We start from the raw sequence: 22,708 nt of genomic DNA, 5'->3' as shown, positions 1-22,708 counted from the left end.
CCTGCATTTGTTGTAAGTTATGCTGAGGTCGTTGCCGCACGAGCGCAGCAGCGTCAATCGGTCAAAAGGGCAGAGTTATTCGCTTGGCGACAGCAGGTGAAATCGATTCCATCGCGCGCAGAGCCTTCGTCATGCCGATATTCGCCTCGTCGCGGCCCTTCTCAATTGCCTCTAGGATTTGCCGCGCGCATTCCTCAGCGGGCATTTTCTTCATCGGATTGCCGTCGTTCATTTGCGTATCGACGACCGGAGGCAATGCTTCGATGACTTTGATCTGCGTCTCCTTGAGCTGCTGGCGCAAGGCGAGGGTGTAGAAACGCAGGCCAGATTTGGTCGCGCAATAAATCGGCTGACGCGCAGCAGGCGCGATGGCTAGGCCCGAGGTAACGTTGACGATTGCCGCCTCAGGGGCAGACTGTAGTTTCGTCATGAGCCCTTGGATCAGGCGGATCGGCGCGTTGAGATTGGCGTAAATGCAGTCATCTGCGGCGTTCGGATCAGGAGGGATTTTGCGGAAATCATGGTCCACCAACTGCCCGGCATTATTGATCAGGATATCGAGCTCCCGCTCGCCCCATTCCGCCAGCAGCGCATCTACGCCAGCGGCATTGGAGAGGTCGGCTGAAAGCACCTCAAAGCCCTCGTCCCGCATTGCCGCTATCCGATTTGGATTGCGACCGGTGAGCACGGCATGCGCGCCTTTGGCTTTCAACTGGCGCGCCATTTCGCGCCCAATCCCGGCGGTGCCGCCGGTGAGCAATATGGTTTTGTTTTTGAGATCCATGACGCGGAGACTAGCGCGGCCACTTCGGCAGCGCCAGTTCCCCACCTCTACTTCAGGAGTACAAGTTCCTCCGCCATGGTCGGGTGGATCGCAACCGTGTCGTCAAAGTCCGCCTTGGTCAGCCCAGCCTTCACCGCAATGGCTGCACCCTGCATGATCTCTGGCGACTCCGGCCCGATCATATGGATGCCAACAATTTGGTTTGTCGCCGCATTGACGATCATCTTGTAAAGCCCGCGCTCATTACGGCCAGCAACTACGTTTTTCATCGGGCGGAAGTCGGACTGGAACACCTTAATGTTGCCGAGTTTGTTGCGCGCTTCGCCTTCCGTCATGCCAACCGCCGCGATAGGCGGGTGGCTGAAGACTGCGCTTGGAATGCAGGAATGGTCGACCGTACGCGGATTGTCGCCAAAGACTGTGTCCGCAAAAGCATGGCCCTCGCGAATCGCAACCGGGGTTAGCTGCACGCGGTCGGTCACGTCGCCAACGGCATAGATGTAATCGACATTGGTCTGGCTGAATTCATCAACCTTGATTGCGCCGCCGTCGCCAGTTTCAACGCCGACGGTCTCTAGGCCAAGGCCATCGATATTCGGCCGCCGGCCAGTGGCGAACATCACCATGTCGACATCGACGTTATCGTCCCCGTTCAGCTCAACATGCAACGAGCCATCATCGTTCTTGGTGATCGCGTTGAATGTGGTGTTGAAGTGGAATTGTATGCCCTTCATCACGCTGATCTGGAGCAAGCGATCGCGCAGGCTTTCGTCATAGCCGCGCAGCAATTGATCAGAGCGATTGACGATGCACACCTTGCTGCCAAACTCGTTGAAGATGCCCGCAAATTCATTCGCAATATAACCGCCGCCCGCGATCATCACGCGTTTTGGCAGTTCATCGAGATGGAACGCTTCGTTGGAGGTGATCGCATGTTCTGCGCCCGGAAACTCGAGCCGCTGAGGCGTCGCCCCGGTGGCGATCAGAATGTACTTCGCGGTGACGACCTTGCCGCTAGCCAGCGTTATCTCGTGATCGCCAGTAATCTCTGCACGCTCACGGAACACTTCCACCCCGTGATTGCCGAGCGTCTCACCGTAAAGGCCCTCCAGCCTGTCGATATCGGTCTGCACATGGTCGCGCAGCTTTACCCAGTCGAAGCTCTTGCCCTCGATGGTCCAGCCAAATTGCTGCGCATCCTCAAGGTCTTCGGCAAAATGCGCACCATAGACGAGCATCTTTTTCGGCACGCACCCACGAATGACGCACGTGCCGCCGACGCGGTATTCCTCGGCCACGGCAACACGCGCGCCATGAGCGGCGGCTATCCGGCTGGCGCGGACGCCGCCGGACCCTGCTCCGATAGTGAAGAGATCGAAATCATACTCGGCCATTGCGGCGATGCTCCTTAATGCTGCGCGCGATATGGCGACCCAGCGGGGTCTTGCCAAGCGCGCAGACGATTTGAAGAGCTATTCGCGCAACAGCGCCGCTTGGTTACCCTTGCGAAGTGCGAGCGCCAGTGCGCCCGCCGCCGCCTGAACGACCACGGCCACCGCCTCCCGGGCGACCACCGCCGCCGCCCGGACGACCGCCGCCACTGTTGCCACCAGGACGGCCACCACCGCCGCCACTGCGGTTCGGGCGGCCTTTGCGCGCGCCGTGCTTTTGCTTGGGCTTGCCTTGAGGACGGCCATCGCCGCCACCAGCGCCATCACCCTGCGGCTTTCCGCCGCCGGAGCGCTGACCACCAAAGGGTTTCGGGCGAACCTTTTTCTTGGCAACACGGTTTTGACCGCGCGGCGCAGGCTTAGTCGGGCCAACGCCCTCTACAACGGCGCGGAAGTTTTCAGGCAGGTCTAGCCGCTCAAACTCAGCGTCGGTCGTGCGGGTGATATCTTTCAGGTATGCACGCTCATCCTCAGCACAAAATGCAATAGCCACGCCGTCCTTGCCGGCGCGCGCGGTGCGGCCGATGCGGTGGACATATTGCTCTGGCACATTGGGCAATTCGTAGTTGATGACGTGGCTGACGCCCGGAATATCGATCCCGCGCGCGGCTACATCGGTTGCCACCAGCACTGGCGTTTTGGCGCGTTTGAATTCGCTAAGCGCCCGCTCCCGCTGAGGCTGTGATTTGTTGCCATGGATCGCATTGGCGCCAATGCCGGCTTGAGCCAGTTTCTTCACGACGCGGTCTGCACCGTGCTTTGTGCGGGTAAAGACCAGCACGCGCTCAATCTTGCCGGGCACCTCATGGCGGCCAGACAACACCATTTCGATCAGCGATTGCTTCTCATTTTGCTGCACCATGAAGAGGTACTGATCAATCCGCTCCGCCGTGCTCGATTCCGGAGTGACGGAGACCTGCACTGGGTTGTGGCAATAGCCTTTCACCAGCTCCTTGATCTGCTTCGGCATGGTGGCCGAGAAGAATAGTGTCTGGCGCTCTTTCGGCACCAATTGGCTGATCCGGCGCAGGGCGTGGATAAAGCCGAGGTCGAGCATCTGATCCGCTTCATCGAGGACCAGGATTTCGACGCCGGACAGGTTGAACGCTTTCTGGTCGATGAGATCGAGCAAGCGCCCAGGCGTCGCCACGAGGATATCGGTGCCGCGGTGCAGCTTGTTCCGGTCTTTATTGACGCTGGTGCCGCCGACGATTGAGTGGACTTTCATGCCCGCCATCGCGCCGTAATCCTTAGCGCTTTGGGCGATTTGCCCGGCCAGCTCGCGGGTCGGCGCGAGCACCAACATGCGGCAGGATTTGAACGGGATCTGGTTGTCGCTCTCGCGAAGCCGGTCGATGCTGGGCAGCATAAATGCGGCCGTTTTGCCGGTGCCTGTTTGCGCAATACCCAGCAGGTCGCGACCTTCCAGCACGGGCGGGATCGCCTGCGCCTGGATCGGGGTTGGCGTGGTGTAGCCCTTCAGGTCCAATGCCTGAAGAATAGGTTGTGACAGGTCGAGGTCTTCAAATTGGACCGACTGTTCAGATGGATTTGTCATTGATAATTCGCAATATATTTGCGGCGCGCAGAGACTTAGCTCGCGCGGCGCGGGGGTAATAACCGCCCGCGTGAAAAGGGAAGTCTGTGAAATAAACCGAGGCGCGGCCGGGGCAGATTGTTTAGTGCAATCGCCGCTTCACGCTGGCTCGCGCGCTTCGCTGGTGCAGCATTTGGGGGAGAAGCGGGAGAAAGTCCATCAAAAATATGGAATCAAACATTCTACTCGACTAACTTTTAGCGATGCCTCGCCCAAAAACCCGCTCAAAAACCATACCTTTTCAAATCTCGCGCCTTTCCAGGTTCAAGGGCGGTATGACCCTTAGAGACATAATACGGCTAACAGGCTGGAGCCGAGCGACGACATACAGAAGGATGCAAGAACCTGATTTTCCGGCTCACTCTCAAAAGAACGGGCAAAAGAAAATTTGGAATGCGGTCGAAATTATTGAATGGGTAACGAAGTACAACCTTCAACAAACAGTAGGTCGCGTACGGGCTGGCGCAATTGAGCGGGCTTTTCCGGCACAAGTCCATGCAAACCCCTCGCTTACCACAGCAATTGGGCGCTCGATCGAGCGTGAGCGGCTCGTATTCGAGATGAATAACAATATTTCGTCTGATCTATGATCAATTTTGAGACACCTAAGTCTCTGTAACTATTGACTATGGTCTAATTCACCTGTGTACAAAGTGTTTCGACTGCTCTGCCCCTTGAAGGGCAGGGTGTAAGCACCAGGAATGATTGAATACTTAGGCCTAGCACTACTGATTGCCGTAGTTATCGTTGCGGTTGGCGCAGCAATTGCATTAATGCTGATTGGCGTTTCTAGCGTCATCTGGGCCAAACGATGTCACCCGAAAAACCCTTCCTTTCGACCACCATCATTCTCGAGCAAAGTTGGTGGGACATTAGAAGTATCGAGCAATTCTGAAAAACCCTCCTCTTAAGCCATCCCCGCCGCTTCCATCAGCGCCTTAGTACTCGCGTCAAAGTCGCCCTCGCCTGCATCAATGTCCTTGGCCATTTTCTTGCCCAGCTCGACGCCGAATTGATCGAACGGGTTGATGCCCATCAGCACTGCGTTGGCGAAAGTGCGATGCTCGTGAAACGCGATCAATGCGCCTAGCGCCGCGGCATCCAGGTCATCGACAAGGATCATTGCGCTGGGCCGGTCCCCGGGGAAGGCGCGCGCGGGATCTTTGCCATCGGCGGACATATTGCCGCCCGCCATCAGAGCGGCGCCTTGCGCGAAGCAATTGATTAGCAAGCTCTTATGATGCGCCGGGTCTAGCTCGTCGCCGGGCGCAATGCTGGCGATGAAATCGACCGGGATCAGATGTGTGCCCTGGTGCAGCAATTGGAACACCGCGTGCTGAGCATCCGTGCCTACGCCTCCCCAAGTTACGGCGGCGGTTGGGCGGTCCACAGGTTCACCCTTGGCCGTCACGCTCTTGCCATTCAATTCCATCTCAAGCTGCTGCAAATAGTCGGGCAACAGATCGAGCCGCTCGTCATAAGCAAACACAGCGCGGGTCTGGCACCCTCGGGCGCGGGTGTAATATTGGTCGGCAAAGGCAGCGAGCAGCGGTAGGTTCGCCTGGCCCTGCGCCTCGCGGAAATGCGTGTCGATCGCCTGCGCCCCGGCGAGCATTGCCTGAAAATCGTCCATGCCGACCGCCAGCGCGACCGGAAAACCTATGCTCGACCACAGTGAATAGCGTCCGCCGACGCTTTCTGGAAATGGCAGGATGCGCGTTTCATCAACGCCCCATTGCACCGCGCCTTCTGGATTGGCGGTGAGCGCAATCACACGGCCACTCGGGTCATCCACGCCGTTGTCGCCAAGCCATTTCAGCGCGCTCGCCGCATTGGTCATGGTTTCAATGGTGGTGAAAGTCTTTGACGCAATCGCGATCAGAGTGGTCGCCGGATCGCAGGCTGTAAAAGCTTGCTCCAGGGCGAGACCATCGATGTTCGAGACAACGTGAACGTCCACCAGGCTGAGATCGCGGGCCAAAGCATCAACCGCTAGATCAGGGCCCAAGGCTGACCCGCCAATCCCTATATGGATCAGATGGTTGATCTCTCCCAAAGCGCCTTGATGGATCGCCTCGACCAGCATGCCCATCCGCGCGGTCAGAGCCTGCGCTTCTTCCACATCCACCTCGGTTCCGCTGCCGCGCATTGCGCCGTGGGTCGCTGCGCGGCCTTCGGTTGGGTTGACGATCCCGCCGCCGAACAATGCCTCGCGCTGAGCGTCAAAGTCCATCGCCTTGGCCAAAGCCTCAAGCTGATCAAGGATCGCATCATCGAGATGCGTTTTTGACCAATCAAACCGGATGCCCAGATCGCCCAGCTCACCAAATGAGGCCTCCAAACGCTGGCTCAGCTTCTCCAAACGATCAGGATCAGCGGCGAACAATTCGCTCAGTTTCGGCTGCGGCAGGGCGCAAATAGCGTCCCAAGTGGTGGAAATCGGATCGGTCATGGGCAAATATCCTTGGCGTGATAGGCTACTCGCGACTAGGGACGCACGCGATGAATGTTAAGACCCAAACTGATGCTGCGCCCAGCTCTGGTGACGTATGCGCGGCGACAAGCGACGATGCCGGCGATGTTGCGGCCCCAAAAGCGCAGGCAGAGGAACAGCAGGAGAGCCTCGGGAGCTTTGCATTTTTCCTGTTCAAACTGGTCTTCGTCGTCCTGGTTTTTCGCAGCCTGGTGTTCTCGCCATTCTCGATACCGTCTGAGAGCATGCTGCCGCATTTGTGGAACGGCGACTATTTGCTCGCGGCAAAATGGCCGTACGGCTATTCTGATAACTCCATGCCGTTTGGCGCACCGATTGTGCCGGGCCGCGTGCTCGCAAGCGCGCCAGAGCCAGGCGATGTCGCTATCTTCAAACATCCGATTGATGGCACCGACTACATTAAGCGTGTAATTGCGCTGCCCGGTGACAGTGTCGCCATGGTCGACGGGCAAGTCGTCCTAAACGGTGAGACCGTGCCCAAGGTGCGGATTGAAGACTTCGTCATTCCCGTATCGGGCAACACCAGCTGCGCTTGGGGTGCGGAACTGCGCAGTGACACGGATGGCCAGGACATTTGCGCCTATCCACGCTTTCGCGAGACCCTGCCCAATGGCGTGAGCTACGACGTGCTCGACTTTGGCCCAACAGGGGCGGACAATATGGATGCGGTCATCGTGCCCGAAGGCCGGATGTTCGTGATGGGCGACAATCGCGACAATTCACAAGACAGCCGCTTTCCCGCCAGCGCTGGCGGCGGTGTCGGGCTGGTCCCACAAGACAATCTGGTCGGCCGTGCGACAATTCTGATGTGGTCGACCGATGGCGGTTCGGAATGGATCAAACCTTGGACATGGTTCAGCGCGGCGCGCTGGAGCCGCTTGGGCAAGTCGCTATGAGCGCCCCTCCCCTCGATCATCTTGGCCCGGAAACGACCGAGTGGCTGAGCAAGCTTGGCCTGGACGTGGCCAAGGAGGCCGCATGGCTGGAGGCACTCACCCATGGCAGTGTCCAGGGCAACCTGCCCAATGGCGCGCCGACGCCCAAGGATTATCAGCGGCTCGAATTTCTCGGCGACCGCGTGCTTGGATTGTCGGTGGCCGATTGGCTTTACCGCGATGGCGATGCGCCAGAAGGCAAGCTGTCGCAGCGCTTGAACGCCTTGGTCAGCGGCGCAACCTGCGCCCGCATCGCCCGCGCCATTGGCCTGCCCGACCATTTGCGTCTCGGTAAACAGGCCCGCGATGATGGCGGCGCGGATAGCGACAATATCCTTGGCGATGTGATGGAGGCGATGATCGGCGCGTGCTTCATCGAGCATGGGTTCGAGACCGCCCGCGATTTCATCTACCGCGCTTGGGCCAATGAGCTCACCGGAAAGGCGGGCGAGGCAAAGCATCCCAAATCTGCCTTGCAAGAATGGGCCGCTGGCAACCGTCACCGCACGCCGGAATACCAAGTGGTCGACCGCAGCGGGCCAGACCACGCCGCGCGCTTCACCGTCAAAGTCAGCGTGCACAAGGTTGGGGAGGCAGAAGCAATCGCGGCAAGCAAATCAGAGGCCGAAAAGCAGGCCGCAAAAGCATTTATGGAGCGCTTCGGATGAGCATTGGTACAAATATCGCGGCGAGGAAGCAGTCCAATGACTAAGCAGAAATGCGGCGCCGTCGCCGTGATTGGCGCGCCCAACGCGGGCAAATCCACCTTGGTCAATCAATTGGTCGGCCAAAAGGTCGCGATCACATCCTCCAAGGCGCAAACCACCCGCGCCCGCATGCTCGGCATCGCCCTGCATCAGGACGGGAATGAAAACACACAAATGATCTTGGTCGATACCCCCGGTATTTTTGAACCTCGCCGCAGGCTGGACCGCGCAATGGTAAGCGCAGCTTGGGAAGGCGCAGAAGCCGCCGATGCCGTGCTGCTGATCGTTGATCCCATTAAACAGCGCCGGCACGAGCTGATGCCGCTGTTGGAGGCGCTCGCTAAGCGCCCCGAGCGTAAGATCCTGGTCCTCAACAAGGTTGATCGCGCAAAGAAAGAGCCTCTGCTGGCGCTCGCTCAGGAATTGGGTGAACTCGTTGAGTTTGCGGAGATTTACTTTGTGTCTGCCCTGAATGGCGAAGGCGTGGACGAGCTCAAGTCAAAGCTCGCCGAGATGATGCCAGAGGGACCATGGCATTACCCCGAAGATCAGGTTTCAGACGCATCAGAGCGTTTGCTGGCAGCAGAAATCACGCGCGAACAGCTGTATCTGCAGCTGCACGAAGAGCTACCTTATGACGCTGCCGTTAGGCCAGAAAGCTACGAGGTTCGCAAAGACGGCTCGGTCGAGGTGCGCCAGCAAATCGTGATCGCTCGCGACAGTCAGAAGCCAATCGTGCTCGGCAAAGGCGGCCAGCGGATCAAAGCCATTGGCGAGGCCGCGCGTAAAGAACTCGCAGAAATCCTCGGTGTGAAGGTGCATTTGTTCCTGCATGTGAAGGTCTCAGAAGGCTGGTCCGAGGACAAAGAAGTGTTTGAAGAAATGGGGCTCGACTGGGTCAAATGAGCACACGCCCCCTCAGGAAGTTTGTGAAGCGCTACACGACCTTGTCGAGCGCGCTGCAAACCTTGAGGCAAGAGAAGCTGGTCCTGCTCAGTCCTTCGAAATGGGACGATGCGAATGACGCCTATTTCATGGACCTCTATCGCTCACAGATAGCATCACAATCGGTGCTGGCTCTGTGCTGTACCATGGCCAAAGAGACCTATCATCACTGGCGGGTATTCACCCAAGGCATGGATGGGATCGCGATTGAATTTCACCGCGAGCCGCTAGAGCAAGCCGTTGAAAAAACAGACGGGTTTCGCGCGGGGGCGGTGAACTACATGAGCGTGCAGGCGCTCAAAGACCAGGCATCATCTGGTATCAAAACACTGCCTTTCGCCAAACGCGAAGGCTATTCCGACGAACGCGAATGGCGCATTATCGCTGAATGTGAGGACGTGCGCGAATATGCCGATCTGCCGATTGAACTATCGTGGATCAGCAGCATCACCTTCAGCCCCTGGATGCCCCCAAGCCTAAGCGACAATTTGCGCAGCATCATTAAGGAAATCGTGCCTGATGCGAAGATTTCCCTGCGCGCCAGCAGCCTGACAAACAGCAAAGCATGGAAAGACGCGGGGCGGGATTTGGCCGCCCGTTAAAAAGCTAAAATCTAACGCTTTTTCGCGATCTTGATCTTCTGCTGCTTGGCGAAGCTCTTGGTCGAATCTTCGCTGCGGTTCAGGGCCTTTGCGATCTGCTTTAAGCCCTGTCCCTTCGACGCAAGCAGTTTCAGCCGGCCCGCCTCTTCAGCGTTCCAGGGTTGCTTGTGCCGTTCAAATCGTTCTTTGCCCATGGCAGCTGACTAGCCGCATGCGCCCGCAATAGCGAGGGCTCGCGCGAACGATTGAACTTCAACGCTTATTTAGCAGCGAGCTGTTCGAGCTTGGCGCGAAGGCTTGGCTCGTCAAAAGGCTTGACGATATAGTCATCCGCGCCCGCATTGATGCCTTCATGAATGTCGGCAACATCGCCTTTTGACGTGCAGAACACGATGGTCGGCGCATGCGGGGTCGGGATCGCGCGAAGCTTGGTCACAAACTCCAAACCATCCATTTCCGGCATTTCCCAATCGGTCAGGACCAATTGCGGCATTGACTTCTTGCAACGCGCAAGAGCTTCTTCGCCATTTTCCGCTTCAATCGGAGAATAGCCGAGGCTCTTCGCAATCTTGCTGGACACCTTGCGGATCACGCGGCTGTCATCAACGATCAGACACGTCTTTGTAGCAACCTGCTGAGGTGCAGCGCCTTCACGCTGGGCCTTGGCTGCGCGAACAATCGCTGCGGTATCGCCAGCGTTCTCCGCCGCAGGAGCCTCGGGTGTTGGTGCTGGAGCAGCTTCGCTCACCTCGGCGGGCTGATCGGCTTCAACCTGGGGTTCTACCACATCGTCTTCGGGCACAGGGTCGCCTTTGGCTTCGGCGAGCTTTTCAGCCAGCGTCTTACCTTCCATAGAGCGTTTAAGCCGTGCCTCGCCCGAAGGTGACTTCGGGCCGGTGGTGCGTTTGATTAGATTTTGAATGGCTCAAGCTCCCCGTCTTGCGCTGAGACGGCGCCTTGGAATTGCGCCTCCATCGACGCGACAACTGGCGCACCAAGCGGATCGCTGGCAGTTTCATCGGCACTCTCGCCTTCGCCCGGCGTCATGCAAACGTGCACATATGGCATCCAGACGTCGCCAAATTCAGCCTTCTGATACCACACGTCTAAGACATCATAGCTGGCCCAGATCCCGTCGGGTTCGCGCAAGCGCAACCCCTCACCAATACGCGGCACAGCGGCAAAGCGCATACGCTCCTGAGATTGATGCGTCTCGTTTTGAACTTCGATTTCGATCACGTGGTTCGGCCTCTAACTGTTGGCCTGTGCGCGCTCGCACCTCGGCCGTCGAGACTCTGATACGGGACAATACTTGACGATTTGCAAACAAGAGCTCGTAAACCACAATTTTCCTGCCGCATCAGTGGGAATACGTGTTTAAACAGGGATTTACCCTATTCGCCATTTACCAAGTGAGCGCGGACGTGCGCCAAGGCTCGCACGGAAACGGCCTGCTTTTTGGCAGATTCGGTGATGAACTGAAGCGCCGCTGGGACGCTCCCTCCCCTACTTTGCGTCAGCCTTTGCCGCCTTTTTCGCAGGCGCCTTCTTCTTCGCCGATGTCTTCTTCTTTGGGGCGGCTTTCTTGCGTTTCTTCTTCGCAGGCCCCTTGGCCGCGCGAGCATCGATCAGCTCAATTGCCTGCGCTGCTTCGATATCCTCTGGCTTCACGTCCTTGGGTATGGTCGCATTGACGTTTCCATCGGTGACATATGGGCCATAGCGCCCCGGCATCACCTTGATCTCGCCGCCGCTGGTCGGGTGCTCGCCCAAGGTCTTGATGGGCTCGGCCTTTTGCCGCCCGCCGCCCTTGCGATTGGCCGCCTCCGCCAATAGCGTCACCGCCGCATTCATACCGGTTTCGAACACGTCGACCGTACTGGTAAGCTTCGCATACTTACCATCGTGGCGCAGGTAAGGCCCGTAGCGACCAATCGCCGCCTCGATTTCCTTACCAGTCTCTGGGTGCGCGCCAATGATCCGCGGCAAATCGAGCAGCTTGATCGCCCAATTGAGATCAAAATCATCGAGATCTTTGGGAATGGAGGCGCGCTTCTTCTTCTCTTCGTGCTCCATCTCGACATAGGGGCCGAAACGCCCAGTCTTGCGGTGGATGTCCTCGCCCGTTTCCGGGTGCTGACCCATGACGCCATCGGCGCTGCCATCATCGCCATCGCTGCCGGGCTGGGCAAAGCGGCGTGTGAACTTGCACTCGGGGTAATTGACGCAAGCGATAAACGCACCGAAGCGTCCGCCGCGCAGGTTCAGCCTGCCATTTTCGCGCCCCTCGGTCGCGCACAGTGGGCAGCGACGGGGATCTTCGCCGTCCTCGGTCGGCGGGAAGAGATAGTCTGACAGATACTCATCAAGCGCCTCAGTCACCTCCGAGGGAAGCTTCTCCATCACCTCTTCGGTTTTGGGTTTGAAATCCTTCCAGAACTTGGCAAGCAGCTCTTTGTAATCCTCACCGCCATCAGAGACAGTGTCGAGCTCGTCTTCCATGCCAGCGGTAAAGTCATACGCCACATAGGTGGGGAAGAAACGCTCTAGAAAAGCAGTTAGGAGACGCCCGGAATCCTCTGCGTGGAAACGATTTTTCTCCATTCGCACATAGTCGCGGTCACGGATCGTCTGGATCGTTGAAGCATAGGTGGAAGGACGGCCAATCCCGAGCTCCTCCAAACGCTTGACCAACGAAGCCTCAGAGAAGCGCGGCGGCGGCTGGGTGAAGTGCTGATTGGCCTCGACGCCCTTCTTGGCGGGAGCATCGCCCTTCGACATAGCCGGAAGCAAGCCCTCTTCGTCGTCATCAGACTTATCATCAAAGCCCTCTTGATAGACCGCAAAGAAACCAGGGAATTTCACGACCTGGCCGGTCGCGCGCAGCTCATGCTGGCCCGTCGCATCGCGCAACGTGATCGTCGTGCGCTCCAATTGCGCGGCCGACATTTGGCTCGCCATGGCGCGCTTGAAAATCAGCGAATAAAGCTTCGCCTCGTCGCCAGAACCAGCCTTGTCTTTGGAGAAATTGGTTGGACGGATCGCTTCGTGCGCTTCCTGAGCATTCTTCGCTTTGGTGCTGTAAAAACGAGGCTTTTCCGGCTTGTAAGAGCTGTCAAACCGCTCATCAATCGCATCACGCGCAGCAGCAATCGCGCTGCCGTCCATCTGCACACCGTCGGTCCGCATATATGTGATTGCGCCCGCCTCATAGAGCGATTGCGCGCACCGCATGGTGTGACTGGCTGAGAAGCCAAGCTTACGCGAGGCCTCTTGCTGTAGCGTTGAGGTTGTGAATGGCGGTGATGGGTTGCGTTTGAGCGGCTTGGTCTCAATCTCTTCGACCGTAAAGCGCCCGGCCTCAACCGCAGCCTTGGCGGCCATAGCGGAACCTTCATTGCCAAGGTCGTGCTTGCCCAGCTTTTTTCCATCAAACTTAACGAGGCGCGCATCGAATGCGGTGCTATCGTGCTCCATCTTGGCGAGAACAGACCAATATTCGACCGGATTGAACGCTTCGATCTCACGTTCCCGGTCAACCACCAGCCGCAAGGCAACCGATTGCACCCGGCCAGCCGACTTTGCCCCAGGCAGCTTGCGCCACAGGACCGGCGACAGAGTGAAACCAAACAGGTAGTCGAGCGCGCGGCGCGCGAGATAAGCATCGATCAAATCGGTATCGAGCTCTCGCGGTGACTTCATTGCGGTCGTGACGGCAGATTTGGTGATCGCGTTGAAGGTTACCCGGTCAACCTTGGTCGGCAGAGCCTTACGCTTCTTCAGCAATTCCTGGACGTGCCAACTGATCGCCTCCCCTTCCCGGTCAGGGTCGGTCGCGAGGACAAGGCGGCTCGCGCCCTTTGCTGCATCGGCGATTTCCTTAAAGCGCTTCTGCTTGTCGCGGTACAGCTCCCAATCCATCGCGAAGTCTTCATCGGGCCGCACGCTGCCATCTTTGGGCGGCAAATCGCGGACGTGGCCATAGCTCGCCAAGACCTTAAAGTCTTTGCCGAGGTACTTCTCGATAGTCTTCGCCTTGGCCGGCGATTCAACGATAACAAGCTGCATGGTGGTTCTGTCTAGTTCCTAAGCTGTGCCTTCACGTGTGCACGTACGCGCGAGGGTGGAGCCGCGCAATTAATTCCGTCAAGTGGGCAATTATTCGAAAACTTCGTTGAGTGAAGCCGCGCCATCATGCAGCAGCGAGTAGCTGGCGATGCCTATCGCGGTGATCGCTAGCGAGCCAAGGCTGGAGAATATTGTCGCCATCACGAGATAGATCGCTGGGGTTCCCATGTTTTTCTGAACGCCTCAAAACAGGCGCGCCCGAGCAGTTTAATCGCCTCGTTTGAAAGTTCCATTATGCCCCTAACCTGCCAAGCTCACTCGGCCGCCCGAATGCCGCTCAAGTTCGCCGGTGATTTCCAATTCCAACAACGCCATCTGAACCAGAGCCATTGGCGCGCCCGATTGCCGCACCAGCTCATCCACGGCAACAGGCGCGGTCGATAAAAGGGCGGTTATCGCGCCTGTGTCCTCTAAGCTGACATCCGTGCCATCCAGCTCTGAAAAGTCATAGTCCTCGCGCCCTTCGGCCACCACGTTGAAGCGCGAGCGCGGCGTCCCAGCGAAACTTTCGAGCAGCTCAGTCACCTCCTCAGGCGATTGGACCAGAACCGCGCCATCGCGGATCAACTGGTTGCAACCGAGGCTTCGTGTGTCGAGCGGCGAACCGGGGATCGCCATGACCTCGCGACCTGCCTCACCAGCCAAACGTGCCGTGATGAGCGAGCCGGATTTTGGCGCGGCCTCGACGACCAATGTGCCTGCAGCCAGTCCGGCGATGATGCGGTTCCGGCTGGGGAAATGGCTCCCACGCGGCTGAGTGGCGGGCGGTTGCTCCGCGATTAGCAAGCCTTCACGCGCAATCTGCTCTTGCAGCTCAGAGTGCTGCGGCGGATAAGCAATATCGATCCCGCTGGCGATCACGCCGATGGTCGTGCCAGCACTCGCAGACAGCGCGCCTTCGTGGCTCGCGCCGTCAATCCCGCGCGCAAGGCCTGAGACAACGGAATAGCCCCGCTCTGCCAAATCACGCCCGAACTGCCGCGCAAGCTTCACAGCTGCAGCGGATGAATTGCGCGCTCCGACCATCGCCACGCAGGGCTTCGACGCCAACCTCACGTCTCCGCGATAGGTGATGATTGGCGGCGCGCTTTCTATTTCCGCAAGCAGAGGCGGAAAGTCGGGCTGATCATGGAACAGATAGCTTGCCCCTGCCCGCTGGATTCCCTCGATCTCTAGCTCGATTTTGTCGCGCGGCGCCGGACGATAGGTGCGCTTTCCGCGGCCGCCCAGCTCTGGCAAAGCCTCAATCGCTGCAACCGCGTTGCCAAACCGCGCGAGCAGCTGGCGATAGCTAACCGGGCCGATATTGGGCGATCTAAGAAGACGAATCCGGGCAAACGCCTCAAGCTGGGTCAGTCCTTTGTCGCCGCGCCCAGACGCGCTCATTTTGAGCTGCCGATCTTGGGCTCCTCACCCTTTGCCAAGCGCCCAATATTTTCGCGGTGGAGATAAATGATCAGACCCGCAATCGCCGCCAGCACCGGAAAGAATTGCGGATAGCCAAACAGCGGGGCCGCTGCAGCCGCTGCAACAACTGCGCTCATCCCGGCCAGCGAAGAAATCCGGAAAATCGCCAACATCGCGATCCAAATACCGGCGTATGCGAGGCCGATGGGCCAAGCCAGGCCAAACGCAACACCCGCATTGGTGGCAACGCCCTTCCCTCCTTTGAACTTCAGCCACACGGGATAGCAATGACCGATCACCGCGCCGCCGGCAGCAAAGGCCATCGCGACTTGCCCGCTTTTACCTGGCCAGAGCAATCCGGCGAGGAACACTGGCGCAAACCCTTTCAGCAAATCGAGCAGCAATGTGCCCGCCGCGAGCCCCTTGTTGCCGGTGCGCAAAACATTGGTCGCGCCGATATTGCCGCTGCCAATGTCGCGCACATCGCCCATTCCCGCCGCTTTGGTCAGCAGCAGGCCAAATGGGACCGAGCCAAAGGCGTATCCCAACAAGGCGGCTAGCAATGGTTCCATGATCGTAATGCCCCTTTTCACGAGCTTAGGTCGGCTGCCGCTTCCCTTTTCGCAAGGCCTAAGTAAAAGGCGGCTGTTCGACAAGCTATTGCAACAAGGTCCAATCCGATCACCAGTCCCGACGCCCCGATCCTTCTACTCGACACCGGCGTTGGCGGGCTGACGATTTATGATGCGGTGCGCCGCGCATTGCCCGGTGCTCCGATCATTCTGGCGGCTGACTACGCTGGCTTGCCATACGGCAAGAAGACCGAAGCTGAAGTAGCGGCGCGGGTCGCCGGGCTGCTTGGCCGGATGAGCGAGCGCTACCAGCCGCGCCTTGCCTGTATCGCCTGCAACACCGCCAGCACGATTGCGCTCGATATGGTTCGCGATGTGCTGGAAATTCCAGTTGTTGGAACCGTCCCAGCGATCAAACCTGCTGCGCTCACCAGCAAAACTGGCGTTATCGGAATGCTCGGCACGCAGGGGACTGTGCGCCAACCCTATGTCGACCGATTGGAGGCGGAGTTTGTCAAACAGGGCAAATTGCTGCGCTTTGCCGCGCCGGACCTGGTGGACGAGGCCGAAAGCAAGCTGCGCGGAGGGCCGGTGGACCGCGCGGTTCTGAAGGCGGCCCTCGAAGGCTTAAGCGAGCACGATCATGAGATGAAGCTCGACCGGATCGTGCTCGGTTGCACGCACTTCCCACTGCTCGAAGACGAATTGATGGATGTGGCGGTGAACGAGCTGGGAATGCCGCCAGACATCCGCTTCCTCGACGGAGCAGAGGGCATTGCGAGGCGGATCGCGCACTTACTAGATGGTCAGGAATTTATCCGAAATGGCCCTAATCGCGCGGTCACAACCGGGGACATAAGCACTCTTGAGGAACTCAAAGGCACCCTCGCGACTTATGAAATCGATCAGATTGATCGATTTTAAGCAGAGCATATGCAAACCGTTCGCAAAGATAGCGCTGGAATTGGTTCGCTCTACTGCCTAAATCGCGCCCACTAACGGTCCGAGTCAATCGGGCGAAACGAAGAGCACAACGCGTGAACTACGGAAACGTCTTCGATAAAGCGATCGACCGCCTTCATGAGGAAGGTCGCTACCGCGTGTTCATAGACATCATGCGCAACAAAGGCGCCTATCCCAACGCCCGGTGCTTCCATGGCCACAATGGGCCAAAGCCGATCACGGTCTGGTGCTCCAATGATTATCTGGCGATGGGCCAGCACGAAAAAGTCATCACCGCGATGGAAGACGCGCTGCACGATGTCGGCGCAGGCTCTGGCGGTACGCGCAATATTGGCGGCAACACGCACTTTCATGTCGAGCTGGAGCGAGAGCTTGCCGACCTGCATGGCAAAGAAGGCGCGCTGACCTTTACCAGCGGCTATGTCTCCAACGATGCGACGCTTTCCACGCTGGGTAAATTGCTACCCGGCTGCGTGATTTTTTCCGACGCACTCAACCATGCCAGCATGATTGCGGGCATCCGCAATTCCGGCTGTGAGAAGCGGGTGTTCCGTCACAATGACATGGCGCATTTGGAAGAGATGCTGGCCGCAGAGGATCACGACACACCCAAAGTGATCGCGTTCGAAAGCGTTTATTCGATGGACGGCGATGTCGCCCCCATCCACGAAATTTGCGACCTCGCCGAGAAATACAACGCCCTCACCTACATCGACGAAGTGCATGCTGTTGGCATGTATGGCGAACGTGGCGGCGGCATTTCAGAGCGTGATAAGGCCGCGCATCGGATCGACATTATCGAAGGCACTTTGGGCAAGGCATTCGGCGTGATGGGCGGCTATATCGCTGCTGACACGCGGGTGATCGACTGCATCCGCAGCTACGCCCCGGGCTTCATCTTCACCACTTCGCTCTCGCCAGTGCTGGTCGCAGGCGTGCTCGCTTCTGTGAAGCATCTCAAAAGCTCCAGTGAAGAGCGCGATGCGCAGCAAGCCAATGCTGAATTGCTGAAGGAAAAGTTGCGCGATGCGGGCCTGCCGGTGATGGACAGCGTCACCCACATCGTCCCGCTGATGGTCGGCGATCCTGTTCGCGCCAAGAAGATCAGCGACGTGCTGCTCGCCGAATATGGCGTCTATGTGCAGCCGATCAATTTCCCCACAGTGCCGCGGGGGACAGAGCGTCTGCGCTTTACACCCGGCCCGATGCACACGGCCGAAATGATGGACGAGCTAACCGAGGCCCTGGTCGAGATCTGGGACCGCCTCGACATGGAATTGCTCAAAGCCGCATAACCGGGCAACGGCTGCACCGCCGCGCCGTAACGTCCTTTGCTGTACTTCAGCAATGCGCTAGCACTCGCCTGAACCATCAGGAGAAAAGTACGTGAGCGGCAATCCCAATCAGAAGTATGACGAAGTCGTGCTAGGCCGTCGGTCAATCCGAGGCTATCTTGATAAGCCGGTCCCGCAGGAACTGATTGAAGAGGTGCTGGCAATGGCAATGCGCTCACCCTCATCAATGAACACCCAGCCCTATCATTTCCACGTAATCACTGGCGAGCCGCTGGATCGCATCCGCAAAGGCAACACGGAGCGCATTCTCGCCGGAGAGCCTGACAGCCGCGAATTTCGCAAAGGCCACGCATTCGAAGGCATCCACCGCGACAGGCAGGTTGGCTGCGCGATCCAGCTGTTCGAAGCAATGGGGATTGGCCGCGAGGACAAGGAAAAACGGCAAGACTGGGTGCTGCGCGGCTTCCGCCAATTCGATGCGCCCGTTTGTGTGATCGTGACTTACGATAAAGAACTGTCCGACGCTGACGATACAGTATTCGATTGCGGCGCAGTGACCACCGCACTGGTCAATGCAGCATGGAGCCGCGGTCTTGGCTGTGTGATCAACAGCCAAGGGATCATGCAATCACCCGTCGTGCGCGAACATGCCAGCGTTCCAGACGATCAGGTGATCATGAAAGCGGTGGCGCTGGGCTGGCCTGACGAGGAGTTTCCAGCGAACCCAGTGAAGATCACGCGGCGCGAGGTTTCAGAGGCGGCCCGGTTTGTGGGGTTTGATTGACTTAGTGCTTTTCAGAACACTGCACCAAAACTCGACTGAGCGCTAACAACTCAATTGAAGGCGTTAGACTAACTCGGCAGGTAGCTCAGTCGCACCCCTTTAGTTTCTCTCGGATGTTATCTAAGCGATTGATCAAGTGCTGTGCAGTCGCAGTTTTTGCAAACGCGTATTGTTCTGCGGCTTCCTCAAGCTCTTTCGAGTTGGCTTGGCTCCAGAGGCGACGGTACCAATCAACATGGTGTCCAACTTCATGATAGAGGACGTGGGTGTAGAATTTGCGGAGCGAGTTGTGGCTCCATTTGGATTGCCAATGTTTGCCGACCTGATTGATCATTCCTCCAAAACGCTTGGCGTCATTGAACGTAGTGTTTGGTGGCCGTTTCCGACCAAAGGAATATGTCAGGCTGACGGGGAACGGATAAAGGGTAATTAGTCGAACCCCGTTGCCACAGGAAAACGTGGCGTACGGCTGCGAACCATCGAGGTAGTCCTTCTTTTTCAACCTCCTAAGCCATACGTGGGTAATCCCCGCATAATCTCGCTTTGGAAGTGCCTTGATCGCTGCAATCACCTCCTCACCGCTCAGGGGAAAGAAGAAATCTCTAGAGGGATTGTCCTCAATTAGGATTGGAAGCTCGTCATTGGGAGAAGGTCGGGAAATGGAATGGAAGCGCCGAAAAATATTGTCGGAGAACCTTCTTTTTGTTCTGCCGCCATAAATGTCCCCTAATGTCCGACTTTTTTTCCAAGGTGTGGGGTTTGTTGGCATAGTCTTGTTTTCACGGCTCGTGTGGACTCGGTCAAGTCGCTACAACTTCTCACAACAATCGCAGATTTAAATCGGCGAGCTGGTTGGAACGAAACCCGCTGGTTCCGCTATTTACCGCAAGCTCACCACATTGTCGCTTTCGGGCCGCTGTCTGTCGCCGCGGAATAGGCTCAGCATTGGTTCGTCGGCAACGGTAAATTCTTCCGCATTGCCAAAGCCGTTAAAGCCGGTTTTCATCGCGGCGCCATACGCCCCGATCATACCGATCTCGATATAGTCTCCGGCCTGAATGTCACCGGGCAGCGGGAATGGTCCCTGCATATAATCCGCATCATCACAGGTCGGCCCGTAAAAGGCGAAATCAACCTCTGGATCGCGCAGATTGTCGGCCAGCGCCTTCACAGGGAAACGCCAATCGACATGCGCCGCATCGTACAGCGCGCCATATGCGCCATCATTGATGAACAGCTCTTCGCCCCGGCGCTTATCGACTTGGACGACGAGCGAGGAATATTCCGCTGCCAGCGCCCTGCCCGGCTCGCACCACAGCTCCGCATTATAGGCAATCGGCAGCGCTTCGAAATGCTGAGAAATCAGCGCGAAGTAATCCTCCAAAGGAGGCGGCTCCATGCCGGGATAGATACTGGGAAAGCCCCCGCCGACATCAATCATATCGATGACCACGCTGGCTTCGGCGATGGCGGCACGCGTGCGATCAATCGCCTGGACAAAGGCAAACGGTGTCATCGCCTGACTGCCAACGTGGAAACACACACCCAGCCAGTCGCAATGCTGGCGCGCTTCCTGAAGCAAGGCCGGAGCCTCGAGCAGATCGCAGCCAAACTTGCTCGCCAGGCTCAGCTCAGAATACTCGCTGGAGACGCGCATACGCACACACAGACGCAAGTCATCCGCCGCAGCGCCCGTTTCTGGGTTGCGGCAGGCCTCGACGATCTTGTGCAGCTCTTCGGCGGTGTCGAGGCTGAACGTGCGCACTTTGTGCGTGTGATAAGCCTCTGAAATCGCGCGCCGGGTCTTAATCGGGTGCATAAAGCACAGCTCCGCCTCGGGCAGCTCTGCACGGACCAGACGCACCTCAGCAATCGACGCAACGTCGTAATGCGTCACATTCGCCTCCCACAACACACGCAAGAGCGACGGCGCGGGATTGGCCTTTACGGCATAGAGCGTCTTGCCCGGAAACTTCTCTGTGAAGAATCGAGCTGCGCGTAAAGCCGCATGCGGGCGGTTCAGAATGATCGGTTCGTCAGGCGTTACCGCGCTGACTACCGCCGCTGCATCGGAAAAAATCTCGTCAGGATAATTATGCAACTGAAGGGACCCCCAGAAGGATGCAGATCAAGCCAATGGCCTAACCCAGGTTCTGAACAAGGCTGCCTTACGGTCTTGCGATCAAGAGGCCCCACCCTCCTAAGAGGGGTCGGCAGCGGAAGCGCGCATATAAGCCTAAATGGCGCCTCCGCAACTCAAAATGTGCAATTTGGACGGGCGGCTTGGACCCGACATTGGGGCTGCAGTCTAAAACGCAACCTGCGGGGCCTGATCGACAGTGCCCTTCTCGCTATCATCGAGACGGTGGAAATCCGCCTCTTTGAAACCAAGCATTCCAGCGAAGAGAACGGCTGGGAAGCTCTCACGCGCAGCGTTGAACTGAGCCGCAGCCGCATTGAGCGCACGGCGAGCGGCGGCAAGCTTGTCTTCCGTCTCAGCCAGCTCGCGCTGAAGCTCTTGAAAGTTAGTGTTCGCCTTGAGGTCTGGATAGGCCTCACCCAGTGCAAGCAAGCGATCGAGCGAGAGTTTGAGCTGTTGCTCGCTGCCAGATGTTGGCTCACCAGAAGCGGCGGCGTTGCGGGCGCTGATCACGCTGTCGAGCGTCTCTTTCTCGTGGCTGGCATAGCCCTGAACGGTGCTGACCAGGTTAGGGATCAGATCGTGGCGTTGACGCAATTGGGCGTCAATATCGGCCACCCCTTGGCGCACGTTCTGACGCAAAGCGACCAGCCGGTTGTAGATCCCAATAACGAGCAAAACCGCGCCAACCGCGATAACCACAATTGCCGATGTCCAAAACCATCCAAAAATCTCGCCCATCTCACACCTCTTTCTTAACTGTATATTCCTATATTAACGTCAAATAGTTAAGGGTTAGCGACGATGCCGAGGGGCCTGACGCGGAAAATGGTTAAGGGAGTAAAGCGTAGCGATGCGTGCCGATGTTAACAAGCTGATGGGCGGAGAGCTGGGTAGCTGGCTCGACGCACAGCAAGGCATGCGCACCGAGGCGAAGGTGAAAGCCTCAAGCCGTGGCGTGACATCCGCCTTTATTTTGCTGCCTTTGCTGGCGTTCTTATGGTTTGGTCCAGCCTGGAGCTTCTCGATCAAGCTCATGATCAGCGTGTTGGCAGGGATAGCAGCTGGCAGCTGGGCGTACGCCCCAATCCAACAAGCGAAAAAAGAGATCAAAATCGGCATCAATTCCGCCATCGCGGGCGAATTGGGCGTCCACTACGATCACGATGTCGAACCGGGTGATGAATTCGATGCTGCCAAGCAATATGGCCTGGTACCACACTATGATCGCGATGCCTTTGAGGACCAATGGTTTGGTGGGATCGAAGGCCATGACTTCCGCCTTTATGAGGCGCACTTGGAGAAGAGCAAAGGCTCTGGAAAAGATCAACGCTGGGTGACAGTGTTCCGCGGCGCAATCATCCAGATGCAATTTGGACGCCGCTTCCATTCGACCACGCTGCTACAGCGAGCAGGCAAGCATAAGAAGTGGTTTGGCCTGGGCGGCCGCGCTGATCATGCCAGCTTTGACGGACACCGGCTAGATTATGTCGATCAGGTCCACCCCGCCTTCGAAGACGTGTTTGAAGTGTGGAGCGATGATCAGGTGGAGGCCAGAACACTAGTCGATCCCACTTATGTTGAGCACCTGATCGGAATTGAACGGGCATTCTCCGGCGACGCTGTTCGCGCGGTCTTCCGCAAGGGCGAAATGATCATCGCGGTTGAAAGCGGAAACCTGTTTGAAAGCGGCAGCATCGACGCATCGGGTGACCGCGAACGCGCGGAAGAAACCGCCAAACAATTCGCCTCCCTCGCGCAGCTGGCCATGGCTATTAACAAGAGCGAGCGTGGCCATGAGAACGCTGGCCGCAGCCCTGACGGCGTTGTCGTCGACGATGCGCGCAATTTGAGCGCTGGCAGCTCCGCACTTGGCGGCGGGTTTGGTCGTAAGGGCCTGTAAG

23 protein-coding genes are annotated in these 22,708 nt (G+C 57.9%); 9 read left to right on the top strand and 14 right to left on the bottom strand.

The annotated features are described in order from the left end of the window. Positions 1-61: 61 nt before the first annotated feature. The 3 genes from AC0V6V_RS14255 to AC0V6V_RS14245 form a co-directional block, all read right to left on the bottom strand. Positions 62-784 carry an SDR family oxidoreductase gene (locus tag AC0V6V_RS14255; protein ID WP_486165971.1) on the bottom strand — a complete coding sequence of 241 codons (723 nt, stop codon included), beginning with the start codon at positions 782-784 and terminating at the stop codon, positions 62-64. 47 nt (positions 785-831) lie between these two features. Further along, positions 832-2,178, bottom strand: a complete 1,347-nt coding sequence (gor, locus tag AC0V6V_RS14250; RefSeq protein WP_486166389.1) for a glutathione-disulfide reductase — start codon at positions 2,176-2,178, stop codon at positions 832-834. A gap of 103 nt (positions 2,179-2,281) precedes the next feature. Then, a complete protein-coding gene (locus AC0V6V_RS14245; RefSeq protein WP_486165970.1) occupies positions 2,282-3,793 on the bottom strand; it encodes a DEAD/DEAH box helicase in 1,512 nt (503 codons plus the stop codon). 242 nt (positions 3,794-4,035) lie between these two features. Here AC0V6V_RS14245 and AC0V6V_RS14240 point away from each other — a divergent pair, with 242 nt between their 5' ends. Then, positions 4,036-4,422: a helix-turn-helix transcriptional regulator gene (locus AC0V6V_RS14240; protein ID WP_486165969.1), complete on the top strand. Its 387-nt coding sequence runs from the start codon at positions 4,036-4,038 to the stop codon at positions 4,420-4,422. Positions 4,423-4,739: 317 nt separating this feature from the next. Here the strand turns inward: AC0V6V_RS14240 and pgi are convergent, their stop codons facing one another. Continuing rightward, positions 4,740-6,284 (bottom strand): glucose-6-phosphate isomerase, encoded by a 1,545-nt coding sequence (gene pgi, locus AC0V6V_RS14235; RefSeq protein WP_486166388.1) that lies wholly within the window; start codon positions 6,282-6,284, stop codon positions 4,740-4,742. A gap of 50 nt (positions 6,285-6,334) precedes the next feature. Between pgi and lepB the strand changes: the two genes are divergently transcribed. From lepB to AC0V6V_RS14215, 4 genes are read left to right on the top strand one after another with little or no spacing between them, the layout of a single operon-like run. Then, positions 6,335-7,222 carry a signal peptidase I gene (lepB, locus tag AC0V6V_RS14230; RefSeq protein WP_486165967.1) on the top strand — a complete coding sequence of 296 codons (888 nt, stop codon included), beginning with the start codon at positions 6,335-6,337 and terminating at the stop codon, positions 7,220-7,222. After that, complete coding sequence (gene rnc / locus AC0V6V_RS14225) at positions 7,219-7,929, top strand: ribonuclease III (protein WP_486165966.1); 711 nt, start codon at positions 7,219-7,221, stop codon at positions 7,927-7,929. The genes lepB and rnc overlap by 4 nt, the downstream gene beginning before the upstream one ends. Before the next feature lie 36 nt (positions 7,930-7,965). Next, positions 7,966-8,874, top strand: coding sequence for a GTPase Era (gene era / locus AC0V6V_RS14220; protein ID WP_486165965.1), 909 nt, complete (start codon positions 7,966-7,968; stop codon positions 8,872-8,874). Then, positions 8,871-9,515 (top strand): DUF2971 domain-containing protein, encoded by a 645-nt coding sequence (locus AC0V6V_RS14215; RefSeq protein ID WP_486165964.1) that lies wholly within the window; start codon positions 8,871-8,873, stop codon positions 9,513-9,515. Before era ends, AC0V6V_RS14215 begins: the two co-directional genes overlap by 4 nt. 11 nt (positions 9,516-9,526) lie before the next feature. Here the strand turns inward: AC0V6V_RS14215 and AC0V6V_RS14210 are convergent, their stop codons facing one another. From AC0V6V_RS14210 to plsY, 7 genes are all read right to left on the bottom strand, one after another. After that, a complete protein-coding gene (locus tag AC0V6V_RS14210; RefSeq protein WP_486139491.1) occupies positions 9,527-9,709 on the bottom strand; it encodes a hypothetical protein in 183 nt (60 codons plus the stop codon). A gap of 65 nt (positions 9,710-9,774) precedes the next feature. Beyond that, a complete protein-coding gene (locus tag AC0V6V_RS14205; RefSeq protein WP_486165963.1) occupies positions 9,775-10,368 on the bottom strand; it encodes a response regulator in 594 nt (197 codons plus the stop codon). Between the two features lie 56 nt (positions 10,369-10,424). Continuing rightward, positions 10,425-10,754, bottom strand: a complete 330-nt coding sequence (locus tag AC0V6V_RS14200) for a hypothetical protein (protein WP_486139493.1) — start codon at positions 10,752-10,754, stop codon at positions 10,425-10,427. A 267-nt stretch (positions 10,755-11,021) separates the two neighbouring features. Further along, the gene (gene topA, locus AC0V6V_RS14195) at positions 11,022-13,583 is read right to left on the bottom strand and encodes a type I DNA topoisomerase (RefSeq protein ID WP_486165962.1); all 2,562 of its coding nucleotides are present in this window, start codon (positions 13,581-13,583) and stop codon (positions 11,022-11,024) included. Between the two features lie 90 nt (positions 13,584-13,673). After that, positions 13,674-13,811 carry a hypothetical protein gene (locus AC0V6V_RS14190; RefSeq protein ID WP_486165961.1) on the bottom strand — a complete coding sequence of 46 codons (138 nt, stop codon included), beginning with the start codon at positions 13,809-13,811 and terminating at the stop codon, positions 13,674-13,676. A gap of 72 nt (positions 13,812-13,883) precedes the next feature. Continuing rightward, the gene (gene dprA, locus AC0V6V_RS14185; protein WP_486165960.1) at positions 13,884-15,029 is read right to left on the bottom strand and encodes a DNA-processing protein DprA; all 1,146 of its coding nucleotides are present in this window, start codon (positions 15,027-15,029) and stop codon (positions 13,884-13,886) included. Next, positions 15,026-15,622, bottom strand: a complete 597-nt coding sequence (gene plsY / locus AC0V6V_RS14180; RefSeq protein ID WP_486165959.1) for a glycerol-3-phosphate 1-O-acyltransferase PlsY — start codon at positions 15,620-15,622, stop codon at positions 15,026-15,028. Before plsY ends, dprA begins: the two co-directional genes overlap by 4 nt. Before the next feature lie 87 nt (positions 15,623-15,709). Between plsY and murI the strand changes: the two genes are divergently transcribed. The 3 genes from murI (at position 15,710) to AC0V6V_RS14165 (ending at position 18,664) form a co-directional block, all read left to right on the top strand. Next, complete coding sequence (gene murI, locus AC0V6V_RS14175) at positions 15,710-16,546, top strand: glutamate racemase (RefSeq protein ID WP_486166113.1); 837 nt, start codon at positions 15,710-15,712, stop codon at positions 16,544-16,546. 113 nt (positions 16,547-16,659) lie between these two features. Continuing rightward, positions 16,660-17,880, top strand: a complete 1,221-nt coding sequence (gene hemA, locus AC0V6V_RS14170; protein WP_486165958.1) for a 5-aminolevulinate synthase — start codon at positions 16,660-16,662, stop codon at positions 17,878-17,880. 91 nt (positions 17,881-17,971) lie between these two features. Then, positions 17,972-18,664, top strand: a complete 693-nt coding sequence (locus AC0V6V_RS14165) for a nitroreductase (RefSeq protein WP_486165957.1) — start codon at positions 17,972-17,974, stop codon at positions 18,662-18,664. Positions 18,665-18,749: 85 nt separating this feature from the next. Here AC0V6V_RS14165 and AC0V6V_RS14160 read toward each other — a convergent pair whose 3' ends face one another. The 3 genes from AC0V6V_RS14160 to AC0V6V_RS14150 all read right to left on the bottom strand — a co-directional run bounded on the left by AC0V6V_RS14160 (position 18,750) and on the right by AC0V6V_RS14150 (position 21,545). Next, positions 18,750-19,433 (bottom strand): hypothetical protein, encoded by a 684-nt coding sequence (locus AC0V6V_RS14160; RefSeq protein ID WP_486166387.1) that lies wholly within the window; start codon positions 19,431-19,433, stop codon positions 18,750-18,752. A 111-nt stretch (positions 19,434-19,544) separates the two neighbouring features. Further along, positions 19,545-20,765 (bottom strand): type III PLP-dependent enzyme, encoded by a 1,221-nt coding sequence (locus AC0V6V_RS14155; protein WP_486165955.1) that lies wholly within the window; start codon positions 20,763-20,765, stop codon positions 19,545-19,547. A gap of 207 nt (positions 20,766-20,972) precedes the next feature. Continuing rightward, a complete protein-coding gene (locus AC0V6V_RS14150) occupies positions 20,973-21,545 on the bottom strand; it encodes a LemA family protein (protein ID WP_486165954.1) in 573 nt (190 codons plus the stop codon). Positions 21,546-21,657: 112 nt separating this feature from the next. Between AC0V6V_RS14150 and AC0V6V_RS14145 the strand changes: the two genes are divergently transcribed. Continuing rightward, positions 21,658-22,707, top strand: coding sequence for a DUF3137 domain-containing protein (locus AC0V6V_RS14145; protein WP_486165953.1), 1,050 nt, complete (start codon positions 21,658-21,660; stop codon positions 22,705-22,707). The last annotated feature ends 1 nt before the right edge of the window (position 22,708 follow it).

Source organism: Erythrobacter sp. S249 (assembly GCF_057364975.1).
The sequence above is the reverse complement of the archived record's forward strand: the minus strand, read 5'-3'. Positions and strand labels throughout refer to the sequence as shown.